Source organism: Burkholderia torrens, from assembly GCF_984668525.1.
The window spans coordinates 2,164,801-2,186,955 of record NZ_OZ480212.1 but is presented as its reverse complement, the minus strand read 5'-3'; the positions used below and the strand labels follow the sequence as shown (position 1 = coordinate 2,186,955).

Here is a 22,155-nt window from a genome sequence, read left to right as displayed (position 1 = left end):
AATTGCGCAATTTGGCTTCCGATAATGGTCCGGACACAACGCCGCCGGCCCTTGCGCCGCAAGGGTGCGGCGCAGACCATGGAGGAGTCGATGCAATTCACGCAAGCGATCGTTCGCCGTCCCGCACCGTCCTGCGGCGCGGGCCTGACCACCGCCGAACTCGGCGCACCCGACTACGACAAGACGCTCACGCAGTTCCATGCCTATTGCGACGCGCTGCGCACGCTCGGCGTCGCGCTGACCGAGCTGCCGCCGCTGGACGCGTTCCCCGATTCGCATTTCGTCGAGGACGTGGCGGTCGTGACGCCGGAATTCGCGGTGATCACGCGCCCCGGCGCGCCCGCGCGGCGCGGCGAGACGGTGCATATCGAAGCGGCGCTCGCCGCGCATCGCGACCTGCTGCCGATGCAGGACGGCCGGCTCGACGGCGGCGACGTGATGCTGGTCGGCAAGCGCTTCTTCATCGGCCTGACGGGCCGCACCGATGCCGAAGGCATCGCCGCGTTCGAATCGCTGGTGTCGCGCTACGGCTACTCGGTCGTCGCGGTGCAGGTCGGCGCCGGCCTGCACCTGAAGTCGGTCGTCAACGCGCTCGGCGACGACACGCTGCTCGTGACCGAGGCGCTGGCCGCGCATCCGGCGTTCGCCGACTATCGCCGGATCGCGATCTCCGCTGCCGACGAGTACGCGGGCAACACGCTGCGCGTGAACGGCACGCTGATCACGCCGGCCGGCTATCCGCGCGTCCATGACGCGATCGCGCCGCTCGGGCTGCCGCTGCACGTGATCGACACGAGCGAGTTCCGCAAGATGGACGGCGGCCTGACCTGCCTGTCGCTGCGGTTCTAGCCGATTGGCGCGCGGCCGCTTCGGCCCGATAATGTGGCCCCCGCGCGGACCAGGAGACGTTCCGCGCACCAGCCACGATCCGACCGGAGCCAACGCGGATGACCGACAAGAAGATGCAGCTCGACAAGATCGATCTCCGGATCCTCGACATCCTGCGTACCGACGGACGGATTTCCTACCGGAAACTGTCGGAACTCGTGAACCTCACGCCGCGGCCTTGCCAGGCGCGCGTGGAGCGGCTCGAGGCGCTCGGCGTGATCGAAGGCTACCGCGCGATGATCAAGGCGCCGCGCGCGACCAAGCCGATCGTCGTGATCGCGCAGATCGTGCTGGCCGACCACGGGCGTTCGCAGGCGCCGTTCGAGGATGAAATGCGCGCGAATCCGGCCGTGCTCGATTGCTGGCTCGTCAGCGGCACGTTCGATTTTCTCGTGCGGCTCGCGTGCGAGGATCTCGACGAGTACCGGCGGATCGCGAACGTGTGGCTGGAAAGCCCGCGGTTCCGGATCGAGAAGATCGTGACGACGGCCGAACTGCAGGCGATCAAGCGCAGCGTCGTGTGAGGCGAACGGGCCTGGCAGGGCCGGTTGCGAGGTGAATGTTCAGGTCGATCGATTTGCATTCCGAATCAAATCGGCTGGCTGGATCACAATCAGGGTGAACACTATGGATGCTATGCAAGCGGCAGCGCAGACGGCGGCGCCGTCCGGGACGACGCTCAAGCGCCGTCTGCAGGGCCGTCATATCGCGATGATCGCGATCGGCGGCTCGATCGGCACGGGGCTGTTCGTCGCGTCGGGCGCGTCGGTCGCGCAGGCGGGGCCGGGCGGGGCGATCGCCGCGTATCTCGCGATCGGGATCATGGTCTACTTCGTCGTCACCGGGCTCGGCGAGATGGCGGCGCTGATGCCCGTGTCGGGCTCGTTCGCGATCTACGGCGAGAAGTACGTCGACGAAGGTTTCGGCGTCGCGCTCGGCTGGACCTACTGGTACAGCTGGGCCGTGACGATCGCGATCGAGCTGGTCGCCGCGCAGATCGTGATGCGCTACTGGTTTCCGGCGGTGCCGGGCATATGGTGGGGCGCGGGCTTCCTCGTGCTGATCTTCCTGCTCAATACGCTGTCGGTGCGCGGCTTTGGCGAATCGGAATACTGGTTCTCGCTGATCAAGGTCGTCACCGTGATTGCGTTCATCGCGGCGGGGCTGCTGATCGCGGCCGGCGTGCTCGGCACCGGTCATCCGGCCGGCTGGCACAACTTCACGACGGGCGACGCGCCGTTCGTCGGCGGCGTGCACGCGATGATGAGCGTCGCGCTGATCGCGGGCTTCTCGTTTCTCGGCACCGAGCTGGTCGGGATCACGGCCGGCGAATCGGAAAATCCGCGCAAGACGATTCCGCGCGCGGTGAAGCAGATCTTCTGGCGGATCATGCTGTTCTACGTGCTCGCGATCTTCGTGATCGGCCTGCTCGTGCCGTACACCGACCCGAACCTGCTGAAGAGCGACGTGACCGACATCGGCGTGAGCCCGTTCACGCTGGTGTTCAGCCATGCGGGCTTCCCGCTCGCCGCCGGTGCGATGAACCTGGTGATCCTGACGGCCGTGCTGTCGGCCGGCAATTCCGGCACCTATGCGGCGACGCGGATGCTGTACAACCTTGCAGCGGAAGGGCGCGCGCCGGCGATGTTCGCGACGCTGTCGCCGGGCGGCGTGCCGCGCAACGCGCTGTACGCGACGATGGCCGTCGGCGGGCTGTGCTTCCTCACGTCGCTGACCAACAACCAGAGCATCTATCTGTGGCTGCTGAATACGGTCGGCATCACGGGCTTCATCGCGTGGCTCGGTATCGCGGTCTGCCATTACCGGTTCCGCAAGGGCTTCCTGAAGCAGGGCTACCGGCTCGACCAGTTGCCTTATCGCGCGAAGTGGTTTCCGTTCGGGCCGCTGTTCGCGATCGCGATCTGCATCGTGATTTCGCTCGGGCAGGACTACCAGGCGTTCTTCGCGGCGCGCATCGACTGGATGGAAGTGCTGTCGATCTATGTGTGGATTCCGCTGTTCGTCGCGATCTGGTGGGCGTATCGCCGCGCGCGCAAGAGCCGGCTCGTGCGCTATGAGGAGATGGAGATCGGGCCGTGGCTGACGCGCTCGGTCGAGGCCGTCGACGGAGCGGCCGGGCAGCACGGGCAGTCGCACTGACCGCGCGCTGGCGACAGCGCTGCAACGGAAGCCGGCCGCATTGCGTGGCCGGCTTTGCTTCGAGCCCCTGAGCGACGATGCGCGAATGGCGCGTTCAGCGCGCGTGCTCCAACTGCGCTTTCATGAAATCGACCCACGCGCGTACCTTTTGCGGCACGTGTCGCGCTGCTAGGCGTCCAGCTCCGGATAGTGCCGGAAGATTCCCATGTCGTTGAACGGGATGCGGCGTTCCGACGCGAGATAGCGCGCGACGGGCGGATGCTGCGCGACGCGGTCATGCAGCGCGACGAGCGCCGGGATTTTCCGTTCGGCGCGCTTCATCGCTTTCGGAAACGCATAGCGCAGGCCCTCGACGATCTGGAATATCGACAGGTCTGCATAGCTCAGCGCATTGCCCGCGAGATAGCCGCTCTTGTGCGGATTCTGTCCGAGCACGCGATCGAAGTAGCCGAGGAATTTCGGCAGCCGGTTCTCGAGGAAATCGGCCGCGCGCTCGGCCGCTTCCGTCTTCTGGTCCTCGTAATAGAGGCAACTGGCGATCGGGTGATGCGTATCGTGGATCTCGGTGACGAAATCGGCGACGGTCAGCTGGAGCTGGTGTACCCACAGCCGGCCGGCTTCGTCTTCGGGTGCGAGCCCGAGCCGCGCGCCGAGAAACAGCAGGATGTTCGCCGTCTGCCCGACGACCGCGTCGCCTGCCTTCAGGAACGGCGGTGCGAACGGCACGCATTCGGCCTTCGTGCTGTCCATCATGCGCATCATCGCCGACACGCCCATCCCGCGCCCCGATTCGCGCGCCACATCGACATAGTCTGCTTCGGCTGCTTCGAGCGCGAGCCGTACGTATTCGCCGCGGCCCTGGATCTCGGGCCAGTAATAGAGTTCATATCGCATGCTGTTGTCCTGTTCGTTGAACCGGATGCTGCCGGCATCGTGACGACCGGGCGGCCGCGCACCGCCCGCTGCGAACAGACAGTCTAGGCGATTGTGGAAAAAGCGCCGCGCGCATCGTGCGTCGCGCGCGCCTGCAGCGATCGCGCCACCGGCGAAACGGGCATGCGATTCGCTCACCGCCTGTGAAACAGGGTCGTCCACCGGCGAAACGGCGCGGCGATCGAGCGGATTCGACTGGCGATTTCACCGCAATTTAACCAACGCCGCCTAGGATCGCGCTTCGTCGATCGGCGAAGCGTCGCGTTTCCGGTTCGCGCGTGCCTGCCCGATTGCCTTTCCCCTCGACCCCGCGAATTTCGTTGGCGCTGCCTGTGGTCGGGCGCTGTCGACATTCGCATCATTGCGAATCGTGCTCATGAGTCAGCATTCCCCGGCTTCGTCCCGAAGAAAATTCCTCGCCGCCGCGCCAGCCGTCGCGGCTTCGTCGCTGCTGAGCGCATGCGGTGGCGACGACGTCACGTCGGCACCGATCACCGACAGCGCGCTTGCCGCGCAGATGTCCGCGAAGCTGAATGCACAGCTCGGCGATGCGGCGACGGTCAACGCGATCGTCCCGGCGATGACCGACGTCGGCTTCACGTGGGACCTGCCGACCGTGCCGGCCGCGCAGATCGACGCGATCGTCGCGTACAGCTTCGGCAACCGTCCGAACGCGGCGAGCGGCAATACGTCGAGCACCGGCGGCAACCAGTCGGCGCTGCCCGATCCGGGGCCCGTGAACGAAGCGCTCGCGGACGCCGTGTACCGCATCCGCCAGTTGAAGCCCGTCAAGGTCTATGCGCAGTGGGAAATCGCGCGTTTCCTCGTGTCGAAATACGGGATGGGCACCGACGTGCTGTCGTCGGTCGAGCCGGTGATCGCGAGCGACGGCTCGATCGTGTACCTGAGCACGGCGGGCGTCGCGGCCGTGGCCGTGTCGCGCGCGGGCGGGGCGGCGGCGATGGGCACCGTCGCGGTGGTCGGCCATCGCGATCACGCGAAGCGCTGCATCCAGACGTCGCGGCAGGCGGGCATGAAGGCGGCTGCCGTCGCCGAGGTGCCGTTGCCGACCACGTACGACGCGCAGTCCGGCCAGCCGTGGACCCGCAATCGCAGTCTCTACCTCGTGCACGACATGTATGCGCAGATGCTGACGCGCGCGATGACCGCGACGATGCAGGCGTTCCCGAAGGGCTGACGTCCTTCGCTCCCCATTCGACTCTCATGATCATGACTACCCGCCGCCATTTCCTGGCTTCCACTTCCGTCCTCGCCGCCTCGTGCACGGCTGCCGCGCCGGTATTCGCGAGCGACGCGCCGGCCACCGATGCCGAACTGCAGCGCCAGATGCTCGGCAAGCTGACGAACGAACTGAACGATCGCGCGACCGCCACCGACGAAACCGGTTATCTGCTCGACACGTTTTTCTCGTGGACACCACCGGCCGCCGCTGTAGCCGCCATCAATACGATCGCCGCGTTCAGCTTCGGCAACCGCGCCGGGGCATCGGCCGCTGCACCCGTACCGGGCCCCGTCAACGAGGCGATTGCCGATGCCGTATTCCAGCTTCGGCAGAAGGTCGCGGCGCCGATCTTCGCGCAGCAGGAGATCGCGAGCGTGCTCGCGTCGAAATACGGTCTGACGGCCGGCGTGACATCGATCGCGACGCCTGCGTTGGCCGCCGGCAGCCCGATCCCGACGCCCGACGGTGTCGTGGCCGCGATCGTCAGGCAGGCCGGCGCCGCCGCGGCGCTCGGCACGGTCGGCGTCGTCACGCATTCGGACCAGGCGTCGCTCGCCGTGCGCGTGTCGAATGCGGCGGGGATGCATGCGGCGGTGCCGGCAGGCCTCGCGCTGCCGTCGCTCTACGATGCGTCCGCGCAGATGCCGGCCATGCGGCGGCGCGATCTCTACCTGCTGAGCAACGCCGGCATGCAGCTCGCGATGCTGCGGCTGGACCTGATCAACCGCGAGTACCCGAACGGCTGACGCTGCCGGCCCGGGGCACGGCGCAACGAGATCCGGGCGACGCGTCTGCGCGTTTGTCGCTCGCACGGATCGTGCGTGCCCCGGTTGCCGGGTAATGCCGATACAGGTATTGGCACTACCAGCCAAACCACTGTTTTTAATGGGTTTTTTCTCGTCTGGCCTGCGCCGCGACGCGTGCTGCGTGGCATAATCGACTCCATCCGCAAGGCTTGTAGTCACAACGACCCCGCATACCCATGGCACAGACTCTCTACGACAAACTGTGGAACACCCACGTGGTCCACACCGAGGAAGACGGCACGACCCTGCTCTATATCGACCGTCAGCTGCTGCACGAAGTCACGAGCCCGCAGGCGTTCGAAGGGCTGAAGATGGCGCAGCGTCCGGTGTGGCGCATCAGCGCGAACCTGGCCGTGTCGGACCACAACGTGCCGACGACGGACCGCAGCCACGGCATCGCCGATCCCGTCTCGAAGCTGCAGGTCGACACGCTCGACGCGAACTGCGATGCGTTCGGCATCACGCAGTTCAAGATGAACGACGTGCGCCAGGGCATCGTCCACATCATCGGGCCGGAGCAGGGTGCGACGCTGCCGGGCATGACGATCGTGTGCGGCGATTCGCACACGTCGACGCACGGCGCGTTCGGCGCGCTCGCGCACGGCATCGGCACGTCGGAAGTCGAGCACGTGCTCGCGACGCAAACCCTGCTGCAGAAAAAGAGCAAGAACATGCTCGTGAAGGTCGAGGGCGCACTGCCGCGCGGCTGTACCGCGAAGGACATCGTGCTCGCGATCATCGGCAAGATCGGCACGGCCGGCGGCACGGGCTACGCGATCGAATTCGGCGGCTCGACCATTCGCGCGCTGACGATGGAAGGCCGCATGACCGTCTGCAACATGGCGATCGAAGCCGGTGCGCGCGCGGGCATGGTCGCGGTGGACGACACGACGATCGAATACCTGAAGGGCCGTCCGTTCGTGCCGACCGGCGCGGAATGGGATCAGGCCGTCGAATACTGGCGCCAGTTCAAGTCGGACGACGGCGCGCAGTTCGACCGCGTGGTCGAGCTGAACGCGGCCGAGATCGTCCCGCAGGTCACGTGGGGCACGTCGCCGGAAATGGTCACGTCGATCGACGGTCGCGTGCCCGATCCCGAGCGCGAGAAGGATCCGGTCAAGCGCGACGCGATGGAGCGCGCGCTGGCGTACATGGCGCTCGAGCCGAACACGCCGATCGAGTCGATCAAGGTCGACAAGATCTTCATCGGCTCGTGCACGAACGCACGGATCGAGGATATCCGTGCGGCCGCGTATGTCGTGAAGAAGCTGAACCGTCGTGTCGCATCGAACGTGCGGCTCGCGATGGTCGTGCCGGGCTCGGGCCTCGTGAAGGCACAGGCCGAGCGCGAAGGGCTCGACAAGGTGTTCACGGATGCCGGCTTCGAATGGCGCGAGCCGGGCTGCTCGATGTGCCTCGCGATGAACGCCGACCGGCTCGATCCGGGCGAGCGCTGCGCGTCGACGTCGAACCGCAACTTCGAGGGCCGGCAGGGCGCGGGCGGCCGCACGCACCTCGTGAGCCCCGCGATGGCGGCAGCCGCGGCGATCGAAGGTCACTTCGTCGATATTCGCCAGCTGGGGTAACGCGTGACGGCATCGAAGGTCATCGCGCGGCTGGTTGCCGCGCTGGCGCTGGCAGGGCTGGGCTTCGGCCTCGCGGGCTGCAATACCGTCCGAGGCTTCGGCGAGGACGTCAACGCCGCGGGCAACGCGCTCAAGCGCGCCGCGGACTGACACCGCCACCGAGAATTTGTCGATGTGTGCCGGCCACGTGCCGGCCCTTCAACCGGATAGACGGATCATGGAAAAATTCACTGTACATACCGGCGTCGTGGCGCCGCTCGATCGCGAGAACGTCGACACCGACGCGATCATCCCGAAGCAGTTCCTGAAGTCGATCAAGCGCACGGGCTTCGGTCCGAACGCGTTCGACGAGTGGCGTTACCTCGATCACGGCGAGCCGGGCCAGGACAACTCGAAGCGTCCGCTGAATCCCGACTTCGTGCTGAACCAGCCGCGCTACCAGGGCGCGTCGGTGCTGCTCGCCCGCAAGAACTTCGGCTGCGGCAGCTCGCGCGAGCACGCGCCGTGGGCGCTGCAGCAGTACGGCTTCCGCGCGATCATCGCGCCGAGCTTCGCGGACATCTTCTTCAACAACTGCTACAAGAACGGCCTGCTGCCGATCGTGCTGACCGAGCAACAGGTCGATCACCTGTTCAACGAGACGGTCGCGTTCAACGGCTTTCAACTGACGGTCGACCTCGACGCACAGGTCGTGCGCGCGGGCGACGGCCGCGAGTATCCGTTTGAGATCGCCGCGTTCCGCAAGTACTGCCTGCTGAACGGCTTCGACGACATCGGCCTCACGCTGCGCCACGCGGACAAGATCCGCCAGTTCGAAGCCGAGCGGCTCGTGAAGCAGCCGTGGCTCAACACCAAGCTGGTCGGCTGATATCGTGCCTTTTCGGGCGAGCGCGCCGGCGGCGCGTTCGCCGGCCTGCCTCATAACACCTACCCAGTCAGGAATTTCGCATGAAGATTGCAGTGCTGCCCGGCGACGGCATCGGTCCGGAAATCGTCAATGAAGCCGTGAAGGTGCTGAACGCACTCGACGAGACGTTCGAACTCGAACAGGCGCCGGTCGGCGGCGCGGGCTACGAGGCGAGCGGTCATCCGCTGCCCGACGCGACGCTGAAGCTCGCGAAGGAAGCCGACGCGATCCTGTTCGGCGCGGTCGGCGACTGGAAGTACGACTCGCTCGAACGCGCGCTGCGCCCCGAGCAGGCGATTCTCGGGCTGCGCAAGCATCTCGAGCTGTTCGCGAACTTCCGCCCGGCGATCTGCTATCCGCAGCTCGTCGATGCGTCGCCGTTGAAGCCGGAGCTCGTCGCGGGCCTCGACATCCTGATCGTGCGCGAACTGAACGGCGACATCTACTTCGGCCAGCCGCGCGGCGTGCGCGCGGCACCGGACGGCCCGTTCGCCGGCGAACGCGAAGGCTTCGACACGATGCGCTACTCGGAACCGGAAGTGCGCCGCATCGCGCACGTCGCGTTCCAGGCCGCCCGCAAGCGCGCGAAGAAGCTGCTGTCGGTCGACAAGGCGAACGTGCTCGAAACGTCGCAGTTCTGGCGCGACGTGATGATCGACGTGTCGAAGGAATACGCGGACGTCGAGCTGTCGCACATGTACGTCGACAACGCGGCGATGCAGCTCGCGAAGGCGCCGAAGCAGTTCGACGTGATCGTCACGGGCAACATGTTCGGCGACATCCTGTCGGATGAAGCGTCGATGCTGACGGGTTCGATCGGCATGCTGCCGTCGGCGTCGCTCGACAAGAACAACAAGGGCCTGTACGAGCCGTCGCACGGTTCGGCGCCGGACATCGCGGGCAAGGGCATTGCCAATCCGCTCGCGACGATCCTGTCGGCCGCGATGATGCTGCGCTACTCGCTGAATCGGGCGGAGCAGGCCGATCGCATCGAGCGCGCGGTGAAAACGGTGCTCGAACAGGGTTACCGTACGGGCGACATCGCGACGCCGGGCTGCAAGCAGGTCGGCACGACGGCGATGGGCGACGCGGTGGTCGCGGCGCTGTAACGCGATGCGACACCGATAACGTAGAAAGGGCGCGAACGGGCCGTGAAAATCGGCCGGTTCGCCCGCGGTTGGCCGTTGTGCGGGCCACCGGCTTTGTGTAGACTCGAACGATGGCGCTGATTTCCCTGATCTCCCCGGTCCTGAAACTCCACGGCAACACTGCCCGTGTGGGTGCGCGCGCCATCGTCATCACGAAAACCATTACCACGAAAACGATCATTAAACGCTGATCGCCGTCGTGCCCGCCTGTTTCCCCGCGCGGTCACGCGGGGACGGAAATGGCGGGGAAGCTCCATTCAAAGCAAAGGGTTAGTCATGAACGTAGGTCTCGTAGGTTGGCGCGGCATGGTCGGCAGCGTCCTGATGCAGCGCATGCAGGAAGAAGGCGATTTCGACCTGATCGAACCGGTGTTTTTCAGCACCAGCAACACGGGCGGCAAGGCGCCGTCGTTCGCGAAAAACGAGACTACGCTCAAGGACGCGACCAACGTCGACGAGCTGAAGAAGTGCGACGTGATCATCACGTGCCAGGGCGGCGACTACACGAACGACGTGTTCCCGAAGCTGCGCGCGGCCGGCTGGAACGGCTACTGGATCGACGCGGCATCGTCGCTGCGGATGCAGGACGACGCGGTCATCATCCTCGATCCGGTCAACCTGGACGTGATCAAGGACGCGCTCGTCAAGGGCACGAAGAACTTCATTGGCGGCAACTGCACGGTCAGCCTGATGCTGATGGCGCTCGGCGGCCTGTTCCGCGAGAACCTCGTCGACTGGATCACGGCGATGACCTACCAGGCCGCATCGGGCGCGGGCGCGCAGAACATGCGCGAGCTGCTGTCGCAGATGGGCACGCTGAACGGCGCGGTGCAGGAACAGCTCGCCGATCCGGCTTCCGCGATCCTCGACATCGACCGCCGCGTGCTGGCCGCGATGAACAGCGATGCAATGCCGACGAGCCACTTCGGCGTGCCGCTGGCTGGCTCGCTGATCCCGTGGATCGACAAGGATCTCGGCAACGGGATGTCGAAGGAAGAGTGGAAGGGCGGCGCTGAAACCAACAAGATCCTCGGCAAGCCGGCCATGGGCGAACCCGGTTCGATCCCGGTCGACGGCCTGTGCGTGCGGATCGGCGCGATGCGCTGCCACTCGCAGGCGCTGACGATCAAGCTGAAGAAGGATGTGCCGCTCGACGAGATCAACGGCATCCTGGCGTCGGCGAACGACTGGGTGAAGGTCGTGCCGAACGAGCGCGAAGCGTCGATGCGCGACCTGTCGCCGGCGAAGATCACGGGTACGCTGACGGTGCCGGTCGGCCGCCTGCGCAAGCTCGCGATGGGCGGCGAATACCTGTCGGCGTTCACGGTCGGCGACCAGCTGCTGTGGGGCGCGGCCGAGCCGCTGCGCCGCATGCTGCGCATCCTGCTCGACAAGTAATTCCGCTGCATGTCCGGCCCGCGGGCCGGATTGCACACGATGACGCGCCGCGTCGGCCCTGGATTCAGGGCTGGCGCGGCGCGTTTTTTCATGGGCCGATCAGCGCATGCTCAGCAGCGTCTGGTCGACTGCCTGCTGCGTCTTGATCGTCTGCGCGTTCGCCTGGTAATTGCGCTGCGCGGTGATCAGGTTCACGAGCTCGGTCGTCAGGTCGACGTTCGAGTTTTCCAGTGCGCTGCCCTGCAGCGTGCCGTGGTTCGTGCTGCCCGGCGCGGAGACCTGCGGCACGCCCGAAGCGGCGGTTTCGACATACTGGTTGCCGCCGACGTTCACGAGCCCGTTCGGATTGTTGAAGTTCGCGAGCGCGATCAGACCGAGCACCGCGCTCTGGCCGTTCGAGTAGTTGCCGGTCAGCTTGCCGTCGGTGCCGATCGAGAACGTCGTCAGCGTGCCGCTCGCGAAGCCGTCCTGCGCGAGATTGGTCACGCCGTCCTTGCCGCCGTACTGCGTCGTGCCGCCCAGGTCGAGCGTCAGGTTCTGCGGATTGGCGCCACCCGTCGTGCTGGGAATCGAGAACGCGAACTGGCCGAGACTCGGCGTCGGCTGGCCGGTCGCGGCCGACGTCGTCGAGCTGATCCGCCCCGATGCGTCGAACGTGACGGTGCCGAGATTCGTCGGCGTCTGGCCCTGTACGCCCGCGTACGCCTGCCACGTGCCGGCCGCGCTCTTCGCGAAATACATCGTGACCTGCTGCGAGCCGCCGAGCGTGTCGTAGACCTGGATCGACGCGTTGTAGTTGTACGTCGTGCTGTCGCTCGCATTGAACGGCGTTTTGGCCGGCACCTTGTCCTGCGCGTTCAGGTTGAACTGGCCGGTAATCGTGTGCGTCGCACGCGGCGCGATGTTGCTGGTTGGCGCCTGCAGCGCCACGGTCTGCGCGGTGTTGATCACGCCGCCCGCGCCCGCCGCGTAGCCCATCAGGTTGCGGCCTTGCGAGTCGACGATGGCGCCGTTCTTGTCGCGATGGAACGTGCCGTCGCGCGAGTACGTGGTCACACCGTTGCTCGACATCTGGAAGAAGCCGTTGCCGTTGATCGCGACGTCGAGCGACGACTTCGTCGTATTGATCGTCCCCTGGCCGAAATTCCGCTGCACCGACGCGAGCTGCGTGCCGATGCCGATCTGCGTGTTGACCGACGTCGCGACCGAATTCGCGTACATGTCGGCGAAGTTTGCGCGCCCCTGCTTGAAGCCAACCGTGTTCGCGTTCGCGATGTTGTTGCCGATCACGTCGAGATTGCTCGACGCGCCGGCCAACCCGCTCAAACCCTGCTGATAGCCCATGTTCGATCCCCGTAACGAGCTGTTGAGTAATGCAGCCTTGCGACTGCGCTGACTTCCGGCACTGCACGGCGCCAGCCCGGCCGGTCGCGCTCCCGCCTTTCCGGCGTGGGTGAGTGCGACGACCGAATTGCGCCGATTCCTGTTCGAAGGCGATCGTAGCGGCGGCGATTATCTGGTCTGTGTAATTTTGTGTAATGTAATTGAATTATTGTTGAAATGAATGCTTTTGTATGAGTAATGGATCGTGGGTTTCGGGTCGCAAGCCTTGCGGGGCGTGGCTTTGACGGGAGGTGTGTTCAATTGATCGATAAGAGTGGGGAATTGCCTTCTTATCGATCAATTGAAATTCATCTGGATGAAATTGGCTGACCGAAGGGATTTGTTTTGATTATCAGCGGCTGATTCATTAACGGCATGCGGCGCGAATTGTTGAGCGGACACGCGCGATTCAGCCGTCGGGATCCTGCATTGGACGACCGGGCAGGCAAGGCCGCCCGGGGCGTACGCGACGGCCGCGCCATGCGTTCCGGATGCGAGGGTGTCGCGGCGGCTTTCAAGCATCGCTGTGGGCTCGTTTGATCGATCCGGTATGTCGGCTGCAGCGTGCGGACCCGACGAGGCTGCGGCCCTCGACCGTCAGGCGGCAGCGCGCGGTTGCACTGGCCGGAGACGAATTCGGCCCGAACATGATCGCGTGAAGTAAACTACGCGTTTACGACGCACAGACCAGCCGAAAGCGTCGCGTTCCGCGCGACGCTTTTGCATTTCTGCGGCAACTTTATTGACGTCTTCAACCGCGAATCCGAGCCGCGCTCGCGCGCGGCGATAGAGCCAACGATGTCCCGAATTTCCTTGTTTCCGCGTCAGTCCCGTCTGTCGCGCGCCGTGCGTGGCGCGCTGGCGATTCTGGCGCTCGGCGCAGCCGCATCGGCCTGGGCCGCCGGCACCGTCGAACTGCCGGCGTCCGCTGCCGGCGGCGACGCACCGCTTACCGTGACGGTCCAGCCGGGCCAGTCGCTGAACGACATCGCGAAAGCGGCCACGCAATCGCACGATCCCGCTGTGCTCGCACGCGCCGGCCGCGCGCTGTTCGACGCCAATCCGCAGGCGTTCATGAAGCGCGACGCGAGTCGCCTGAAAGTCGGCGCGACGCTGACCGTGCCGGCACTCGACGCAACCGGCGCGGCACTCGTGCCGGCCGGTGCCTCCGCGGCATCGGGTGCGACGGCGGCATCCGCGACTGCCGCCGCATCGGGCGGTACCGCGGAAGCGCAGCATGGCGCGTCCGCGCCGCATCCGGGGTCGGCCGCGCAAGCCGCGCCGGTCACGCCGGCCGTCCATGCGGCTCCCGTGAACAGCGCAAGCGTTGCGACGGCAGCGGGGGCGTCGGCTTCGGTCGGCGCTTCGGCGGCGCACGGCGCGTCGGCGGTCGACAGCCTGCAGCCGGCGGCACCTGCCGCAGGCGCAAGCGGCCCGCATGTATGGAGCGGTGCGATCCAGTCGGCCCCGTCGTCCGCGAGCGAGGCTGCGGTTCAGCCGGTGCCGGGCAGCCCGGTTTCGGGCTCGCACGAGCCGGCAGGTGCGGCGCCCGCTACGGGCGCGTCGCAGCCGCGGCCGTCGAGCCTGCAACAGTTGCTGGCGCTGAAGAACCGTGTGCTGATGGAGTTGCAGAAGCACGGCATCGGCAAGCCGGGCACGACGAACGGCGTCGCGCCAGTGCCTGCACCGGCGCCTGCCGCGCCGCGTCCGGCCGCGAACGACGCCGGTGCGTCGGCAGCCGCGCCGACGGCAAGCGAGGCCGCGTCCGGCGTCGCCGCCAGCGCGGCACAGCCGGCATCGGTGCCGGTGCAACCGGTCGCGCCTGTCGCGACACCGGCGCGCCGTACCGAGCAGATGGACTGGCGCCCGGCCGCCGTGGCCGGCGCTGCCGTGCTCGTGCTCGCGGCCGGCTTCGCGTGGCGCAAGCGCAGGAAAGGCCGCGGGACGGGCGATGCCGGCGCGGCTGCCGCTGCCGCAGGTGCGGCCGCGGCGCCGGGAGCCGAAGCCCCTCCGTCGATCGACCACACATTGCCGATTCAGCCCGAGATGCCGGTTGCGCGCGACGCGGCGTCCGATCAGTCCCTTGCTGCGGCGACTGCCGCTGCGGCAGACACAGTCGAGCCGACTGTCGCTGATGTGCCGTCGGTGCCGGAAGTCGCGAAGCTGCATGACGAGCAGCCCGAATTGCCGGCTGCTCGAGCGGTAGTACCGCCCTCGAGCGAGGCAGCGCCGGCTCCGCACGATGCAGAACCGGTGGAACAGGCCGCTGCCGCCGCCAAGTCGGCCGACACGCCTGCTGCGCCTTCGGCGACCGACGCGCAACACGCGACGCTGATGCAGAACGCGATCAGCGCACTCAACAGCCTTGACATGCCGTTGCCGCCGCGGACGTCGGATGAAGCGCCGCTGACGCCGGACGAGTTGTCCGCGCGGGCAGGGCAGTCCGGCACCGACGAAATTGCAACTAACGGTCGAGTCGCATCGCACCCGCCGATTGACGCAGGGCATCCGACCCCCGAACATCCGGCCGACCAGGACGACGAGTACGACTGGGATCCGGACGCGGCGACGTCCGCCGGCCACCCGGGCAGCACGCCCGCGCTGTCGCCGCTCGGCGGCGCGCAGTTCGGTGCGCTGAAGCTCGATTTCGATCTCGACCTGCCGTCAGCACCGGGCGCCGCGCTGCCCGCACTGACCGCGGACGAGCTTGCCCGCATCGCGCGCAACAAGCTCGATCTCGCGTCGGAGTACGTCGAACTGGGCGACCTGTCCGGCGCACGAACGCTGCTGCAGGAAGTGGTCGACGCGAACGACACCGCGACGCGCGACGATGCGCGCGCGCTGCTCGCGAAGCTGGCGGACGAGGCGTGATGCGGATCGCACTGGGCGTCCAGTACGACGGCGCGGCGTTCTGCGGCTGGCAGGCGCAGCCGCACGGCAAGACCGTGCAGGACCGGCTCGAGCACGCGCTGGCCGAGTTCGCGCGGGTGCCGCTGCATACGACGGTCGCCGGCCGGACCGACACCGGCGTGCATGGGCTCGGGCAGGTCGTGCACTTCGATACCGACCTCGAACGCGAGGTGTTCTCGTGGGTGCGCGGGACCAACGCGTTCCTGCCGTCGACCGTGTCGGTGCAGTGGGCGAAGCCGATGCCCGACACTTTCCACGCGCGTTTCTCCGCGTTCGAGCGCACCTATTACTACGCGCTGTACGTGCATCCCGTGCGGTCGCCGATGCTGGCCGGGCGCGCGGGCTGGATCCACACGCCGCTCGACGACGACGCGATGCGCGCCGCCGCCGCGCACCTGATCGGCGAGCACGACTTCTCGTCGTTCAGGTCGTCGGAATGCCAGTCGAAGACGCCGGTCAAACACCTGTATCAGATCGACGTGCGGCGCGCGGGGCATTTCATCCATTTTCGCTTCCGTGCGAACGCGTTCCTGCATCACATGGTGCGCAACCTGATGGGCTGCCTCGTCGCGGTCGGGCGCGGCCGCTATCCGGCCGACTGGCTGGCAGACGTACTGGCCGGGCGCGACCGCAATCTCGCGGCGCCCACGTTCATGGCCGACGGGCTGTACCTCGCCCACGTCGGCTACCCGGCGGAATTCGCCGTCCCGCCCGCGCAGCTCGGCAGCGTGCCGTGGAGCAGCGTCTGGGCCGATCTGGACCCTCAATCATGACGGATCACGCCGTGTCTTCCCCGACTCCCGCTGCAACCGGCCTGCCGCCGCGCACGCGCATCAAGCTGTGCGGGCTGTCGCGCCCCGAGGACGTGCTGCACGCGGCGGCGCTCGGCGCCGACGCGATCGGCCTCGTGTTCTACCCGAAGAGCCCGCGCGCGGTGACCATCGCGCAGGCGGCCGAGCTGGCGAGCCTCGCGCCGCCGTTCGTGTCGGTGGTCGGGCTGTTCGTGAATGCAACGGAAGCCGAGATCGAGGCCGTCGTGCGCGACGTGCCGCTGACGGTGCTGCAGTTCCACGGCGACGAGACGCCCGAGCAGTGCGACGCGCTCGGCCGCGCGGCACACCTGCCGTGGCTGCGCGCGGTGCGCGTCGGCCCCTCGACGCAGCCGTCCGATTTGGTAGAATCGGCTCTTCATTATTCGAAAGCGCGCGGCCTCCTGTTCGACACCCTGGTGCCGGATTACGGCGGTAGCGGCAAGGTCTTCGATTGGTCTCTTATTCCCGCAGAGCTCGCGCATCGGGCCGTTTTGAGTGGTGGCTTGAGCGCGCAAAACGTCGGTGATGCGATCCGCCAGCTGCGTCCGTTTGCTGTCGATGTCTCGAGTGGCATCGAAGTGGAGGGCGCAAAGGGCGTGAAGGATCACGCCCGGATGGCGGCGTTCGTACGCGCGGTGCGCGAAGCGGACGCCCGGTGATGCAAGCGGTGCGGCCTGACAAGCGGGGCGCCCCGACCGATCGAGAGAGACACCATGTACAACCTTCCTGATGATCGCGGCCATTTCGGCCCGTATGGCGGCGTGTTCGTCGCCGAGACGCTGATTCATGCGCTGGACGAACTGCGCGCGGCGTATGAAAAATTCCGGAACGACCCCGACTTCGTCGCGGAATACGAGCGCGAGCTGAAGTATTTCGTCGGCCGTCCGTCGCCGATCTACCACGCGCAGCGCTGGAGCGAGATGCTCGGCGGCGCGCAGGTCTACCTGAAGCGCGAAGACCTGAACCACACGGGCGCGCACAAGATCAACAACGTGATCGGCCAGGCGCTGCTCGCGAAGCGCATGGGCAAGAAGCGCGTGATCGCCGAAACCGGCGCTGGCCAGCACGGCGTCGCAACCGCGACGATCTGCGCGCGCTTCGGCATGGAGTGCATCGTCTACATGGGCGCCGAGGACGTGCGCCGGCAGGCCGCGAACGTGTACCGGATGAAGCTGCTCGGCGCTACGGTCGTGCCGGTCGAATCGGGTTCGCGCACGCTGAAGGACGCACTGAACGAAGCGATGCGCGACTGGGTCACGAACATCGAAAGCACGTTCTACATCATCGGCACGGTCGCGGGCCCGCACCCGTACCCGATGATGGTGCGCGACTTCCAGCGCGTGATCGGCGACGAGTGCAAGGTGCAGATGCCCGAACTCGCGGGCCGGCAGCCCGACGCGGTGATCGCCTGCGTCGGCGGCGGCTCGAACGCGATGGGCATCTTCTATCCGTACATCGACGACCAATCGGTGCAGCTGATCGGCGTCGAAGCGGCCGGCGACGGCCTCGACACGGGCCATCATGCGGCCTCGCTGATCGCCGGCAGCCCCGGCGTGCTGCACGGCAACCGCACGTACCTGCTGCAGGACGACAACGGCCAGATCATCGAGACGCATTCGGTGTCGGCGGGCCTCGACTATCCGGGCGTCGGCCCCGAACACGCGTGGCTGAAGGACAGCGGCCGCGCGCAGTACGTGCCGATCACCGACGACGAAGCGCTGAAGGCATTCCACGACTGTTGCCGGATCGAGGGGATCATTCCCGCGCTCGAGTCGAGCCACGCGATCGCGTATGGCGTGAAGCTCGCGCCGACGTTGCCGAAGGACAAGATCCTGCTCGTCAACCTGTCGGGCCGCGGTGACAAGGACATGCACACGGTCGCCGAGCGATCGGGCATCGACCTCTGACCCGACCGATGCGTGACCTGATCGAAGAGCCGGGCGGCGGTGCCGCGAGCGAGGCGGAGGCGGTTCAGCCCGTCGCCGCGGTGCCGCGCGCGCTGCCGTCCGGTATCGAACTGCATAACCGCGATTTCCTGACCGATGCCGCGCACCTGCCGGATGCGTCGATCGACCTGATCGTCGCCGATCCGCCGTACGGGCTCGGCAAGGACTACGGCAACGACTCGGACAAGCGTTCGGGCGACGATTTCCTCGCGTGGACGCGCGAGTGGCTCGAGCTCGCGGTTCCGAAGCTGAAGCCGAGCGGGTCGATGTACATCTTCTGCACGTGGCAGTACGCGCCGGAAATCTTCAGTTTCCTGAAGACGAAGCTCACGATGGTCAACGAGATCATCTGGGACCGGCGCGTGCCGAGCATGGGCGGCACGACGCGCCGTTTCACGTCGGTGCACGACAACATCGGCTTTTTCGCGGTTTCCAAGGCGTATTACTTCGATCTCGATCCGGTCCGCATCCCGTACGACGCCGATACGAAGAAGGCCCGCTCGCGCAAGCTGTTCGAAGGCAGCAAGTGGCTGGAGATGGGCTACAACCCGAAGGACGTCTGGTCGGTCTCGCGCCTGCACCGGCAGCACGCGGAGCGCGTCGATCATCCGACCCAGAAGCCGCTGGAAATCATCGAGCGGATGGTGCTCGCGAGCTGCCCGCCGGGCGGCCGCGTGCTCGATCCGTTCATGGGCAGCGGCACGACCGCGGTGGCCTGCGCACGGCAGGGGCGCGACTTCGTCGGCTACGAGATCAACGAAAGCTATTGTGCGATCGCGCACGAGCGCGTGAACGCGCTCGCGGCGCCGGCGTGCGCGTGAATCGCGCCGCCGCATCGCCGATCGCAATGCATCCAGGAAAATTGCCATGTCCCGTATTCAGCAGACCTTCGCCGCGCTCGCCGAACAAGGCCGTAAGGGCCTGATCCCGTTCATCACGGCCGGCGACCCCGATCCCGCGAAAACCGTCGAATTCATGCACGCGCTCGCCGCCGGCGGCGCGGACGTGATCGAGCTCGGCGTGCCGTTTTCGGACCCGATGGCCGACGGCCCCGTGATCCAGCGTTCATCGGAACGCGCGCTCGCGCGCGGCGTCACGCTGAAGAGCGTGCTCGCCGACGTGAAGCGCTTCCGCGAAACCGACCCCAAAACGCCTGTCGTGCTGATGGGCTATGCGAACCCGATCGAACGGATGGGCGTCGACGCGTTCGCGGCCGAAGCGCACGCGGCCGGCGTCGACGGCGTGCTGGTGGTCGACTATCCGCCGGAAGAGGCGGGCGTATTCGCCGAAAAGATGCGTGCCGCGCAGATCGATCCGATCTTCCTGCTCGCGCCCACGTCGACCGACGAACGCATCGCCGACGTCGGCAAGATCGCGAGCGGCTACGTCTATTACGTGTCGCTCAAGGGCGTGACCGGCGCAGGAAATCTGGATGTTTCGAGCATTGCGGGTAAAATCCCGGCCATCAAGTCGCGCGTGCCGGTCCCGGTGGGCGTCGGCTTCGGTATCCGCGACGCCGAAACGGCGCGCGCGGTGGCCGAAGTGTCGGACGCCGTCGTGATCGGCAGCCGCCTCGTGCAGCTGCTCGAAAGCGCGGCGCCGGACGCTGCCGCCGCCGCGCTGAAGACGTTCATCGCCGAGCTGCGTGCCGCCCTGGACGGCGCGGGCAAGACGGCGCGATAAACACAACACAGGAAGCGGGCGGGCCCAACGGCCCGTCCCGCCACGGAACAGGAAACCATACGATGAGCTGGCTCGACAAACTGTTGCCGCCGAAGATCAAGCAGACCGACCCGAAAAGCCGCAAGGGCATTCCGGAAGGCCTGTGGGTCAAGTGCCCGTCCTGCGAGGCCGTGCTGTACCGCAACGACGTGGACGCGAACCTGCACGTGTGCCCGAAGTGCGATCACCACATGCGCATCGGCGCGCGTGAACGCCTCGACGGGCTGCTCGATCCGGAAGGCCGCTATGAAATCGGCCAGGAGATCGTGCCGGTCGACACGCTGAAGTTCAAGGACAGCCGCAAGTACCCCGATCGTCTGAAGGAAGCGATGGACGAGACGGGCGAAACCGACGCGATGGTCGTGATGGGCGGTGCGATCCACACGCTGCCGGTCGTCGCGGCCTGCTTCGAGTTCTCGTTCATGGGCGGTTCGATGGGTTCGGTCGTCGGCGAGCGCTTCGCGCGCGGCGCGCAGAATGCGCTCGAACAGCACGTGCCGTTCATCTGCTTCACCGCTTCGGGTGGTGCACGGATGCAGGAAAGCCTGCTGTCGCTGATGCAGATGGCGAAAACCACCGCGATGCTGACCAAGCTGGCCGAAGCGAAGCTGCCGTTCATCTCGGTGCTGACCGACCCGACGATGGGTGGCGTGTCGGCGAGCTTTGCGTTCCTCGGCGACGTCGTGATCGCCGAACCGAAGGCGCTGATCGGCTTCGCCGGCCCGCGCGTGATCGAGCAGACGGTTCGCGAGAAGCTGCCGGAAGGCTTCCAGCGCGCCGAATTCCTGATCAAGACGGGCGCGATCGACATGATCGTCGACCGTCGCAAGATGCGCGACGAGATCGCGCAACTGCTCGCGCTGCTGCAGCGACAGCCGGCCGACGCGCTGGCTTGACCGGCGCAAGGTCGTGAACTCCGCGCGTCGCCTGGCTTCAGCGTCAGGCGGCGCGCTTCGTTTTTTGGCGTAGTGGCGGTACCGATCCAGATTTGATCCGATGAGCACTTTTCCCACTCTCGACGCGTGGCTTTCGCATCTCGAACGCGCGCACCCGGTCGGCATCGACATGGGCCTGACCCGCATCGGGCAGGTCAAGGCGGCGCTGCAGCTTGAATTCGCATGCCCCGTCATCACCGTCGGCGGCACGAACGGCAAGGGCTCGACCTGCGCGTTCCTCGAGACGATCCTCGTGCGCGCGGGATACAAGGTCGGCTGCCATACGTCGCCGCACCTGCTCGAATTCAACGAGCGCGCGCGCGTGAACGGGCAGAACGTCACCGATGACGAATTGCTGCCGCATTTCGAGGCCGTCGAAGCCGCGCGCACGTCGCTGCCCGCACCGGTGTCGCTCACGTATTTCGAATTCACGACGCTCGCGATCCTGCACCTGTTCGCGTCGCGCGGGCTCGACGCGGTGATCCTCGAAGTCGGCCTCGGCGGCCGGCTCGATGCGGTCAACATCATCGACACCGATTGCGCGATCGTCACGAGCATCGACATCGACCACACCGAATACCTCGGTGACACGCGCGAGAAGATCGCGTTCGAGAAGGCCGGGATCTTCCGCGCGGGCAAGCCGGCGATCTGCGGCGATCCGGCCGCGCCGCAAACGCTGATCGACCACGCCGAGGCGATCGGCGCCGACCTGTGGCTCGTCGGCCGCGACTTCCGCTACGAGGCGCAAGCAGGCGCGGAGCGCCAGCAGTGGAGCTACCTCGGCCGCGAGAAGCGCTATCCGGCGCTGGCGTATCCGGCGCTGCGCGGCGCGAATCAGCTGATCAATGCGTCTGCCGCACTCGCCGCACTCGAGGCGCTGCGCCCGGTGCTGCCGGTGTCCGCGCAGGACATCCGGCTCGGGCTCGCGAACGTCGAGCTGCCGGGACGCTTCCAGGTGCTGCCCGGCAAGCCGGCGATCGTGCTCGACGTCGCGCACAACCCGCATGCGTCGGCCGTGCTCGAGCAGAATCTCGGCAACATGGGCTTCTTCCCGTACACGTACGCGGTGTTCGGCGCGATGCACGACAAGGACATCGACGGCGTGCTGCAGCACCTGAAGGGCGAGATCGACCACTGGTGCGTGACCGACCTGCCGCTGCCGCGCGCGGCCTCCGCGGAGCAGCTCGAAGCCGCGCTGCGCAAGGCCGGCGTGGAGGAGGGGCCCGATTCGAGCGTGACGCGTTACGCGTCGCCTGCAGAAGCGTTTCGCGATGCACTAAAAAGAGCATCCGAGAATGATAGAATCGTGGTTTTCGGCAGTTTCCATACGGTTGCCGGCGTGCTGGCCTACCGTAAATCGCAGCAACACTGACTGACG

At 66.7% G+C, this 22,155-nt stretch carries 22 protein-coding genes; 19 read left to right on the top strand and 3 right to left on the bottom strand.

Features of this window, described 5'->3' with window-relative positions; translation table 11 throughout:
• Positions 1–90 precede the first annotated feature (90 nt).
• The 3 genes from AC5LXX_RS26040 to AC5LXX_RS26030 all read left to right on the top strand — a co-directional run bounded on the left by AC5LXX_RS26040 (position 91) and on the right by AC5LXX_RS26030 (position 3,048).
• Positions 91–849: a dimethylarginine dimethylaminohydrolase family protein gene (locus AC5LXX_RS26040; protein WP_493411549.1), complete on the top strand. Its 759-nt coding sequence runs from the start codon at positions 91–93 to the stop codon at positions 847–849.
• Positions 850–947: 98 nt separating this feature from the next.
• Complete coding sequence (locus AC5LXX_RS26035; RefSeq protein ID WP_493411548.1) at positions 948–1,412, top strand: Lrp/AsnC family transcriptional regulator; 465 nt, start codon at positions 948–950, stop codon at positions 1,410–1,412.
• A 103-nt stretch (positions 1,413–1,515) separates the two neighbouring features.
• A complete protein-coding gene (locus AC5LXX_RS26030) occupies positions 1,516–3,048 on the top strand; it encodes an amino acid permease (protein WP_493411547.1) in 1,533 nt (510 codons plus the stop codon).
• A 168-nt stretch (positions 3,049–3,216) separates the two neighbouring features.
• On the opposite strand, the gene AC5LXX_RS26025 is transcribed toward AC5LXX_RS26030, so the two are convergent.
• Positions 3,217–3,942 carry a glutathione S-transferase gene (locus AC5LXX_RS26025; protein ID WP_493411546.1) on the bottom strand — a complete coding sequence of 242 codons (726 nt, stop codon included), beginning with the start codon at positions 3,940–3,942 and terminating at the stop codon, positions 3,217–3,219.
• A 415-nt stretch (positions 3,943–4,357) separates the two neighbouring features.
• Here AC5LXX_RS26025 and AC5LXX_RS26020 point away from each other — a divergent pair, with 415 nt between their 5' ends.
• From AC5LXX_RS26020 to asd, 8 genes are all read left to right on the top strand, one after another.
• Positions 4,358–5,179: a hypothetical protein gene (locus tag AC5LXX_RS26020; RefSeq protein ID WP_493411545.1), complete on the top strand. Its 822-nt coding sequence runs from the start codon at positions 4,358–4,360 to the stop codon at positions 5,177–5,179.
• Positions 5,180–5,211: 32 nt separating this feature from the next.
• Positions 5,212–5,970: a Tat pathway signal protein gene (locus AC5LXX_RS26015; protein WP_493411544.1), complete on the top strand. Its 759-nt coding sequence runs from the start codon at positions 5,212–5,214 to the stop codon at positions 5,968–5,970.
• 236 nt (positions 5,971–6,206) lie between these two features.
• Complete coding sequence (leuC, locus tag AC5LXX_RS26010; RefSeq protein WP_493411543.1) at positions 6,207–7,616, top strand: 3-isopropylmalate dehydratase large subunit; 1,410 nt, start codon at positions 6,207–6,209, stop codon at positions 7,614–7,616.
• 3 nt (positions 7,617–7,619) lie between these two features.
• Complete coding sequence (locus AC5LXX_RS26005; RefSeq protein WP_006487745.1) at positions 7,620–7,766, top strand: entericidin A/B family lipoprotein; 147 nt, start codon at positions 7,620–7,622, stop codon at positions 7,764–7,766.
• Positions 7,767–7,833: 67 nt separating this feature from the next.
• Positions 7,834–8,484, top strand: a complete 651-nt coding sequence (leuD, locus tag AC5LXX_RS26000) for a 3-isopropylmalate dehydratase small subunit (RefSeq protein ID WP_493411542.1) — start codon at positions 7,834–7,836, stop codon at positions 8,482–8,484.
• Between the two features lie 80 nt (positions 8,485–8,564).
• Complete coding sequence (gene leuB / locus AC5LXX_RS25995; RefSeq protein WP_493411541.1) at positions 8,565–9,632, top strand: 3-isopropylmalate dehydrogenase; 1,068 nt, start codon at positions 8,565–8,567, stop codon at positions 9,630–9,632.
• Between the two features lie 110 nt (positions 9,633–9,742).
• The gene (locus AC5LXX_RS25990) at positions 9,743–9,862 is read left to right on the top strand and encodes a hypothetical protein (RefSeq protein WP_006487736.1); all 120 of its coding nucleotides are present in this window, start codon (positions 9,743–9,745) and stop codon (positions 9,860–9,862) included.
• Positions 9,863–9,947: 85 nt separating this feature from the next.
• A complete protein-coding gene (gene asd, locus AC5LXX_RS25985; RefSeq protein WP_069618461.1) occupies positions 9,948–11,069 on the top strand; it encodes an aspartate-semialdehyde dehydrogenase in 1,122 nt (373 codons plus the stop codon).
• 99 nt (positions 11,070–11,168) lie between these two features.
• Here asd and flgE read toward each other — a convergent pair whose 3' ends face one another.
• Both flgE and AC5LXX_RS25975 read right to left on the bottom strand, forming a co-directional pair.
• The gene (gene flgE / locus AC5LXX_RS25980; protein WP_493411540.1) at positions 11,169–12,413 is read right to left on the bottom strand and encodes a flagellar hook protein FlgE; all 1,245 of its coding nucleotides are present in this window, start codon (positions 12,411–12,413) and stop codon (positions 11,169–11,171) included.
• A gap of 336 nt (positions 12,414–12,749) precedes the next feature.
• Entirely contained in the window at positions 12,750–12,974 is a 225-nt protein-coding gene (locus AC5LXX_RS25975; protein WP_493411539.1) for a hypothetical protein, read from the bottom strand.
• Positions 12,975–13,250: 276 nt separating this feature from the next.
• On the opposite strand from AC5LXX_RS25975, the gene AC5LXX_RS25970 reads away from it, so the two are divergent.
• The 8 genes from AC5LXX_RS25970 to folC all read left to right on the top strand — a co-directional run bounded on the left by AC5LXX_RS25970 (position 13,251) and on the right by folC (position 22,149).
• The gene (locus tag AC5LXX_RS25970) at positions 13,251–15,323 is read left to right on the top strand and encodes a motility hub landmark protein FimV (protein ID WP_493411538.1); all 2,073 of its coding nucleotides are present in this window, start codon (positions 13,251–13,253) and stop codon (positions 15,321–15,323) included.
• Positions 15,323–16,135: a tRNA pseudouridine(38-40) synthase TruA gene (truA, locus tag AC5LXX_RS25965; protein WP_322081594.1), complete on the top strand. Its 813-nt coding sequence runs from the start codon at positions 15,323–15,325 to the stop codon at positions 16,133–16,135. The genes AC5LXX_RS25970 and truA overlap by 1 nt, the downstream gene beginning before the upstream one ends.
• Entirely contained in the window at positions 16,132–16,833 is a 702-nt protein-coding gene (locus AC5LXX_RS25960) for a phosphoribosylanthranilate isomerase (RefSeq protein WP_493413415.1), read from the top strand. Before truA ends, AC5LXX_RS25960 begins: the two co-directional genes overlap by 4 nt.
• A gap of 54 nt (positions 16,834–16,887) precedes the next feature.
• Entirely contained in the window at positions 16,888–18,081 is a 1,194-nt protein-coding gene (gene trpB / locus AC5LXX_RS25955) for a tryptophan synthase subunit beta (RefSeq protein WP_322081593.1), read from the top strand.
• Positions 18,082–18,089: 8 nt separating this feature from the next.
• The gene (locus AC5LXX_RS25950) at positions 18,090–18,941 is read left to right on the top strand and encodes a DNA-methyltransferase (RefSeq protein ID WP_493411537.1); all 852 of its coding nucleotides are present in this window, start codon (positions 18,090–18,092) and stop codon (positions 18,939–18,941) included.
• Between the two features lie 46 nt (positions 18,942–18,987).
• Entirely contained in the window at positions 18,988–19,803 is an 816-nt protein-coding gene (gene trpA, locus AC5LXX_RS25945; protein WP_059237232.1) for a tryptophan synthase subunit alpha, read from the top strand.
• Between the two features lie 62 nt (positions 19,804–19,865).
• Complete coding sequence (gene accD / locus AC5LXX_RS25940; RefSeq protein ID WP_322081591.1) at positions 19,866–20,738, top strand: acetyl-CoA carboxylase, carboxyltransferase subunit beta; 873 nt, start codon at positions 19,866–19,868, stop codon at positions 20,736–20,738.
• Between the two features lie 100 nt (positions 20,739–20,838).
• The gene (gene folC, locus AC5LXX_RS25935; protein WP_175900090.1) at positions 20,839–22,149 is read left to right on the top strand and encodes a bifunctional tetrahydrofolate synthase/dihydrofolate synthase; all 1,311 of its coding nucleotides are present in this window, start codon (positions 20,839–20,841) and stop codon (positions 22,147–22,149) included.
• The last annotated feature ends 6 nt before the right edge of the window (positions 22,150–22,155 follow it).